Raw genomic sequence first — 280 nt, 5'->3', positions numbered from 1 at the left:
CGGCAATCGCGGCGTCGCCGCGGCCCTTGCGGTGCTCGGCCTTGAGGTCGAAAACGGCCGCATCACCGGACTGGAGAACGCCGCCATCGTGGCGCCGCTGGCGATCGCGCTTTTGGTGGTGGCGGTGCTGTTCTGCTGGGCCTTCGTCGAGACGCTGATCAACATAGCGGCCAGTCCCGACGCCACGGACAGTGTCGTGCGCGTCGCCTTCATTTCCGCCTCTGCTGTGTTGTCGCTGGTTCTGGTCGGCGGCGCGGCGCAAGGAATCGACGGACTGTTC

Annotated in this window: 1 pseudogene; it reads left to right on the top strand. The window is 66.8% G+C overall.

Annotation, left to right across the window (positions count from 1 at the left end):
- Positions 1–280, top strand: a pseudogene (locus EN862_RS35905) (hypothetical protein); the annotation flags it as partial.

The organism is Mesorhizobium sp. M2E.F.Ca.ET.219.01.1.1 (assembly GCF_004016445.2).
GTDB lineage: Bacteria > Pseudomonadota > Alphaproteobacteria > Rhizobiales > Rhizobiaceae > Mesorhizobium.
The sequence above is the reverse complement of the archived record's forward strand: the minus strand, read 5'-3'. Positions and strand labels throughout refer to the sequence as shown.